We start from the raw sequence: 6471 nt of genomic DNA on the forward strand, positions 1-6471 counted from the left end.
AGCGCAAGGGGGCGGCGTGGGATGACGGAGTACGGGAGCGCATGCTGGGATCAGATCGATATGCTAGGCGAGTGCGGAGGCCCTGACGGCTTCATCCCGCCGGATTCGGCATCGAATCCGGATCGGCTCTCGATCACCGAGCTGGAGTTCCGCAAAGCGCAGGAGGTGGGCATTCCCTGCCTAGTGTTCATAAAGGACGAGGACCATATCCCGTTCGGTTTCACCGACGCGAAGACCAGAGAAAATCCGCCGGAACGCGTCGAGCGCTTCCGGGCATTGGTATCCGATGCAGCAATCGGAAGAGCGGCACGCTTCCGGTCCGTCGAGGATCTCCCCTTGGCTGTCGTGAAGGCGTTCAACGCGTTCAAGGAGGAACGTGTTCGACAGCAGCCAGCCCTGGAGGCGGAGCCCGGCGCGCCCGAGCTGACTGCGCTGGCGCCCCCCTGCCCGATCGACGACCTGCCCGAGCTACAGATCATAGACCGTGGTCCTGCAGTTCGATTCTTGCAGCGAGCCCTGCGCCGGCAGATGCAACGTAAGCGGTAACCGAGCGGCGTTCTTGCCTACTTCGAGCGCGGGTGGAGATCGGATCGAAGCGGATTGGCCGCGAAGTGTTGCTTCCACAGCCTTGGGGTGAGTTGCGCGACATCGGCGGCAGGGTGCTGGCCGACGCGCTGGAGCACATCGACCAGATAGGCATAGGGGTCGATGTCGTGCAGGCGACAGGTGGCGATCAGGCTCTGCGCGATCCCCACGTATTTCGCGCCGACCTCGGTCCAGCAGAAGAGCCAGTTGCGGCGGCCCATCGGCACTACGCGTAGCGCCCGCTCGAGGTGGTTGGTGTCGATCGGCACCTCGGGGTCGGCGAGGTAGACCTCGAGGGCGGCCCGGCGCTCACGCACGTAGGCCAGGGCAGTGGTTAGCGGTGAGCTCGGCAGCAGACCGTGGGATTCGAATTGGGTGTCGACCCAGTCGAAGAACCGGTCGACCATCGGCTTGGCCTGGGCGAGCCGGTATGCGCGGCGTGCCTCGCCGACGAGCTGTGCCTCACGGATGTGCTGCTCTACCGCGTAGAGCTGGCCGATCATCTCCAGTGCCTGCGCCGCCCGTTCGGGCTCGATCGACTGGGCCTCGAAGAACTTTCTTCTCGAGTGCGCCCAGCATTGCGCGCGCGTGAGCCCGCATTTTTGTGCGTAACGTTCGTAGGCCGCGTAGCCGTCGGTGAGCAGCACCGCCCCCTCGGGCGGTGGGTCGGTCCCCAGGGTCTGCGCGATGTGCTTGCCACTACGCCCCTCGTGATAGGCGAAGCAGATTTCGTCGCGCTCGCCATACACCGGCCAGAAGTAGCCGCCCTTCATCTTCCCCGGGCTGGCGCGCCCGGCCTTGATCGGGGTCTCGTCCATCGCCTTGATGCGACTTGCGCGGATCGAGTCGAGCTGGGCCGTAAAGACCGGCTCGAGCAGCGCGAGCGCCGCGTGGGTGAGCTGCGTGAGCCACGGGCGCGAGACCCGGATGCCGTTGTCCCCGAGCCGCTGATGCTGGCGGTACAGCGGCTGGTGGTAGCAGAACTTGTCTGTGATGAGCCCGGCGACGAAGCTCACGTCGGCGCGGCTGCCGTCGATCACCCCGGCGGGGGCCGCCGGGCAGTGGATCGTCTGCGTGTCGCGGCGCTTGATGACCGGGCGCACGTACTTGAGGATCACGTAGCTGCCCGGGCGCTGCGCCAGGCGATGGCTCACCTTCTCGCCGATCACCTCGAACTGTTCGGCGGTGAGGCCCTCGGTCTCGGGGTTGGCGAGCGTGATCGTCTCGACCGGGACGCGCGTCTCGTCAAAGAACAGCGCCGATTCGTCCTTGCTCTGGGCGAAGTCGGTGCGCGACGCACGACGGGTGTGTCCCGCCACGGTCTTGGCGGGGGTGTCGGGCGGCGTGTCGGGGATCGGCAACTCGCCCAGATACATCTGCGTGGTGTCGGGTGACACCACGCGCTTCTCGCTCTTCTGGCCAAAGAGCTGGCGGCGGAACCACTCGAGCTGATGCTTGAGTGCCGCAAACTCGAGCCGCATCGCATCCATGTCGCGCTGCAAGGCGACGTTCGCCTGTGCCAGTCCGACGATCTGCTCGGGCGCCCACTGGGCGGCCTCGGCAAGGGTCGGAACGGGGGTGCAGTGCGGTGCGGACATGGCGCATATTTTACCGTAGAGCCCAGCATTCATGCGGGTTTCACGGCGTTCTGGGGCAATCTGAAACGGCGCTTGGTGCGGGCCGGCTCGATGCCTTCGAGCAAGAGCTTGAGCCCGGTCCAGTCCATCTGGCGCGTGCGGACCTGCGCCCAGTTCGACACGAAGCGCCCCTGCTCGAGACGCTTGGCCCACACGCAGAATCCGGTGCGGTCCCAGTACAGCACCTTCATCTGCGTGCCACGCCGGTTGATGAACACGAACAGCTCGCCCGACAGCGGATCGCAGCCGAGCGCCTGGCGCGTGAGCGCGTACAGGCCGTCGAAGGATTTGCGCATGTCGACCGGGCGGCCATAGACATGGACGCGGACGGCGCCTTCGGGGAAGAACATCAGCCGCGCGACAGGTGAAGGATCACGCCGTCGCCCAGGTCGAGCCGCAGTTCGAGGCGGCCCGTGCCGCCGAGTTTGAGCGTGCCGGCGTCGACGAAGCCAGTGGGTTCGGACGTTGCTCCGGATCCCGGGCGCGCAGCCGGCGGCGTCTGGCTACCCAGCAGGCTCCTCCAACGCCGGAAGCTTGACTCGCTCAGCCCCTCGCGCAGGCAGAACGGCTCGATCCCGAGACCGCTCGCAGCGAATCGCGCGAAGGTCGCTTGCCACTCCTCGCGGCTACGGCGCCGCCACTTGTTGTTGGTCGCTGTCGCCCTGGTCACTGCCGACTCCTCCCTCGTGAAAGTGGGAGGGATTGTTCCGCGTGGGCGCGGGCGGGGAAAGAACGCCGCTCAGTGAACGGTTACGATGCAACGGCAGCTTCCCCCGCTGCGCGACGACGGTCGGTTCGGCTGGGTCACCGAACTGTGGTTGCGGCTTTTCCAGTTCCGAATGCAGGAATCGCATCAGGCAACCATGCGTATCGACGGGATCTGCGGCAACCAGTCGTGGGGCTGGCTCGCCGCGTTCCAGCCCGCCGATGCGGTGCTGCCGCTCCCCGGTCAACGCGCCGACGAAGCTCCGCCGCGCATCCTGCGTGGAGCGCAAGGAGCTGCAGTGCGACACCTGCAGCGCACATTGGTCGCGGTAAATTTTTCTGTCCTGCCCGAATTACCGGATGACGGCATTTTCGACATGGCTACCGAGCTTCACCTACGGGCATTCCAGGTCCAGCTCCGGGCCACAGTCGATCAACAGCTGACCGCCAACGGCATTTGCAGCCAAGACACTTGGCGCTGGCTGTGCGGAGCGATCCCGCCGCCCTGAAGGGCGCCTATGGGGGCAATGCCATCAGACCTGCAATCCGAATACCGTGGCGCTTGGAGCCATGGGTTTGTCGTTCAGGAAGTCGACGGTTGCGGGGTCAGGTCTTTCATTTGCTCATTCATCACCGACGGGGCCTCGGCAGCCGTCACATCCATATTCCGGCGCTATAGCTACCTCACCTGTCCAGCATCGTCAGCCGCCACTCGATCGCCTCGCGCTTCGGATACATGCGCGCCTCGCGCGGCAAGAACAGCGGCTTGCCCTCCAGTTCGGTCAGCACTTGATAGTCCGGAATGCGCCGGTCCAGCGCCCGACTCACCCGCCAGCGGAAGTCGGTGTCCGGTGCGATCAGGTGCCGGTCGAGCGCCCAGTGCATGTCCGGGGTCAGTGCAAGCCCGTTGCGAGGATCGTCATCGCCCGCCTCGCTGAAAGGATGGATGTGCGCCGCCTCGACCATTGCTGCACCGTCGGGCAAAACGAGGCGCAGCCCGGTCGCCGCGCAGCGGAAATCGTAGATCTCCGTCACGACGCGCCGGAATGCGGGATCGCGGACATAGCTCGGTGCCGCTTCGGCGGCGATCAGTGCCGTTGCGCCCGAGGATCGCAGCAAGCGCTCATAGCGGTTGATCTGCCGGGTTCGCCCCACCACCGCGTCAAGGTCCTGCAGGCCGCGGTCGAACCAGGTCTCGGCGAGCACTGCGCTGAGGGTATCGACCGCAAGCGCATCCTGCAGCAGATCGAACAACTCCGCGTCGAGTCGCGCGTGATCGATGTTGTCCGTCACGTGCCTCGCCGTTCTTGCCGTGCTCATGCTGGCAAGTACGTGCTCACGCCCCGACTTTGGCTGCAGATGCCAGAAGCTCTCGCCGCCTCCGCGCAATCGGCCCGCGAGGTGGAAGAACGGAAAGTAGGGATTGGGGTGGTCGCCCTCGGCCCGCACCGCATTGAAATACAGCGCGTAGCGTTCAAGCAGCGGCGGCGCGAACTCGACGCGGTTCGCCGTCAGCGCCCCGCCCCGCGCCAGATCGAGCACTGCCAGGAGCATGCAGATCTTGTGCGGGCTGGCGCGGCCGTGCGCCACATTGACGTTGAGCTGTCGAAACCGGTCGAAGTAGGTGGAGAGACTCATTACCCGCTCCAGTATTTCGCCTTGGCAGGAAGCACCCAGCGCACGCCACCGCGTGGATCCGGTGCGTCGCCCCGATAACGTGGAATCAGGTGGAGATGGAGATGCGGCACGGTCTGTCCAGCCGCTGCGCCGTCGTTGATGCCGATGTTGAAGCCGTCGGGCTGCAGGGTTTCATCGAGCTCCACCTTCGCCTGCGTCAGGAGCTCGAACATGCTCTCACGCTCGGGCGCGGTCAGCTGGAAGAAGGATCCGACGTGGCGCCGCGGGATGATCAGGGTGTGACCGGGCGAGACTGGAAAGGCATCGCGAATCACAAGCGTCACGTTATCCGCGAACACGATGCGTGCTGCGTCTAGCTGGCAGAAGGGACAGTTCGATCCGGTCATGGGGAGATACTACGTCGGTCTGACATACAATCGAAACGCTCCTCTTCGTAGGCAAATGGCCGACGTACTGGACCAAAGAGCGTGAGGTAACTTTCCTGCTTCAAGCGATCCAGGAGATGAAGGCAGAAGAGCTTCCAGTCGTCCCCTCGCCGATCATCCAAGCGCGCAAGAAGACCGGATTGTCGCCGTCTCAGTTGACAGCCCGCGTGAGCGTGTCCGTTCGCACGCTGCTCGCGACCGCCAGTCCGAACCCGAAAGCGATGCTCGCCCTAGCGGGCAAGCGATTCCGTAGCAGAGCGCACTACCGTTCCCCCGCACATGTCCCCCACCCCCGACGCCACCCCCACCCTCCTCGTCGTTGACGACGATCTGGTCGCGCAGGCGCGCATGAATGCCTACTTCTCCAAGGAAGGCTATCGCGTGCTGCTGGCCGGCGACGGGGAGGCGTTCTGGCGGCAGCTCGGCCAGGGCGGGGTCGACCTGGTGCTGCTCGACATCAACCTGCCGGGCCAGGACGGGCTGTCGCTGGCGCGCGAGCTGCGTGCGCGCGACGCCTCGATCGGCATCATCCTGGTCACCAGCCGCGACGACGACGTGGACAAGATCGTCGGGCTCGAGGTCGGGGCCGACGACTACGTGACCAAGCCCTTCAACCCGCGCGAGCTGCTCGCCCGCGTCAAGAGCCTGCTGCGGCGCAGCGCGGTGCGGCCGGCGGAGGCGGCGGACAGCCTGCGCTTCGCGGGCTGGGTGCTGGAGCTGTCGCGGCGCCGGCTGCGCGACCGCGCGGGGCAGGACGTGGCGCTGACGCGCGGCGAGTTCGAGGTGCTCGCGCTGCTGGTGCGCCCCCCCGGCGAGATCCTCGACCGCGACCGCCTGTCGCGCGCGGTGAGCGGGCACGACTGGTCGCCGCAGGATCGCTCGGTGGATGTGCTGGTGCGTCGCCTGCGCGCGAAGCTGGACGACCCGGCGCGCGCGGATTCGCTGATCGCGACCATCCGCGGCGAGGGTTACCGGCTGGCGGTGGACGTGGAGCCCGGCGGGGGCTGAGCGGGCTCTGCCGCGGCGGGTGCCTCTGCCGCAAGCCGCAGCGCGTCGAGCGCCTGCAGGGTGCGCGTCCAGGCCTCGCCGAGTTCGCCGGCGCGCTCGGCGAGGCCCTCGACCCCTGCGGCCCGTGATGGATCCCGCTTCAGCGCGTCCTCCAGCGTCCCCGCGCACGCCGCCAGCCGCCCCGCGCCCACGTTGGCCGCGGCGCCGCGCAGCTTGTGGGCGAGCCGTGCGCACTCCGCATGCTCGCCCGCGCGGGCGGCGGCGAGCAGCGCGTCGAGCAGCGGCTGGCCCTGCGTGCGGAAGACGCCGACGATGTCGGCGACGATCTCCTCGCCCAGCGCCTCCTGCTCCGCGCGCAGGAAGTCGATGTCGATCCAGTCCTCCGCCTGCGGCGCCTCGGGCGCGGTGGCGGCTGTGGCTGCGGTGACCGCCTCGGCCGCGCTGGCCGCGCTGGCCGCGCTGGCTGCGGTGGC

The 6471-nt window shown here is 67.1% G+C and carries 9 protein-coding genes; 3 read left to right on the forward strand and 6 right to left on the reverse strand.

From position 1 onward, the window contains the following. A partial coding sequence (locus tag C667_RS19115) for a DUF4062 domain-containing protein (RefSeq protein WP_004376719.1) occupies window positions 1-546 on the forward strand: 546 nt, incomplete at its 5' end. 17 nt (window positions 547-563) lie between these two features. Here the strand turns inward: C667_RS19115 and tnpC are convergent. From tnpC to tnpA, 3 genes are read right to left on the reverse strand one after another with little or no spacing between them, the layout of a single operon-like run. Continuing rightward, window positions 564-2183 (reverse strand): IS66 family transposase, encoded by a 1620-nt coding sequence (gene tnpC, locus C667_RS19120; protein ID WP_004355071.1) that lies wholly within the window; start codon window positions 2181-2183, stop codon window positions 564-566. A gap of 29 nt (window positions 2184-2212) precedes the next feature. Then, a complete protein-coding gene (gene tnpB / locus C667_RS19125; RefSeq protein WP_004355068.1) occupies window positions 2213-2572 on the reverse strand; it encodes an IS66 family insertion sequence element accessory protein TnpB in 360 nt (119 codons plus the stop codon). Continuing rightward, the gene (gene tnpA / locus C667_RS19130) at window positions 2572-2892 is read right to left on the reverse strand and encodes an IS66 family insertion sequence element accessory protein TnpA (RefSeq protein WP_004376723.1); all 321 of its coding nucleotides are present in this window, start codon (window positions 2890-2892) and stop codon (window positions 2572-2574) included. Before tnpA ends, tnpB begins: the two co-directional genes overlap by 1 nt. 85 nt (window positions 2893-2977) lie before the next feature. Here tnpA and C667_RS19135 point away from each other — a divergent pair, with 85 nt between their 5' ends. Continuing rightward, window positions 2978-3436, forward strand: a complete 459-nt coding sequence (locus tag C667_RS19135; protein ID WP_004376727.1) for a peptidoglycan-binding domain-containing protein — start codon at window positions 2978-2980, stop codon at window positions 3434-3436. 175 nt (window positions 3437-3611) lie between these two features. Here C667_RS19135 and C667_RS19140 read toward each other — a convergent pair whose 3' ends face one another. Together C667_RS19140 and C667_RS19145 are read right to left on the reverse strand one after the other, a co-directional pair. Further along, window positions 3612-4565 (reverse strand): HNH endonuclease, encoded by a 954-nt coding sequence (locus tag C667_RS19140; RefSeq protein ID WP_004376730.1) that lies wholly within the window; start codon window positions 4563-4565, stop codon window positions 3612-3614. Then, window positions 4565-4951, reverse strand: coding sequence for an HIT family protein (locus tag C667_RS19145; protein WP_039922271.1), 387 nt, complete (start codon window positions 4949-4951; stop codon window positions 4565-4567). Before C667_RS19145 ends, C667_RS19140 begins: the two co-directional genes overlap by 1 nt. Window positions 4952-5269: 318 nt before the next feature. Here C667_RS19145 and C667_RS19150 point away from each other — a divergent pair, with 318 nt between their 5' ends. After that, entirely contained in the window at window positions 5270-5998 is a 729-nt protein-coding gene (locus C667_RS19150; RefSeq protein ID WP_004376737.1) for a response regulator, read from the forward strand. Here C667_RS19150 and C667_RS19155 read toward each other — a convergent pair. After that, window positions 5959-6471 (reverse strand): Hpt domain-containing protein (locus C667_RS19155; protein WP_004376739.1); only part of this gene is annotated, 513 nt, incomplete at its 5' end. The genes C667_RS19150 and C667_RS19155 overlap by 40 nt on opposite strands.

This window comes from Thauera phenylacetica B4P, assembly GCF_000310225.1.
Classification (GTDB): Bacteria; Pseudomonadota; Gammaproteobacteria; order Burkholderiales; family Rhodocyclaceae; genus Thauera; species Thauera phenylacetica.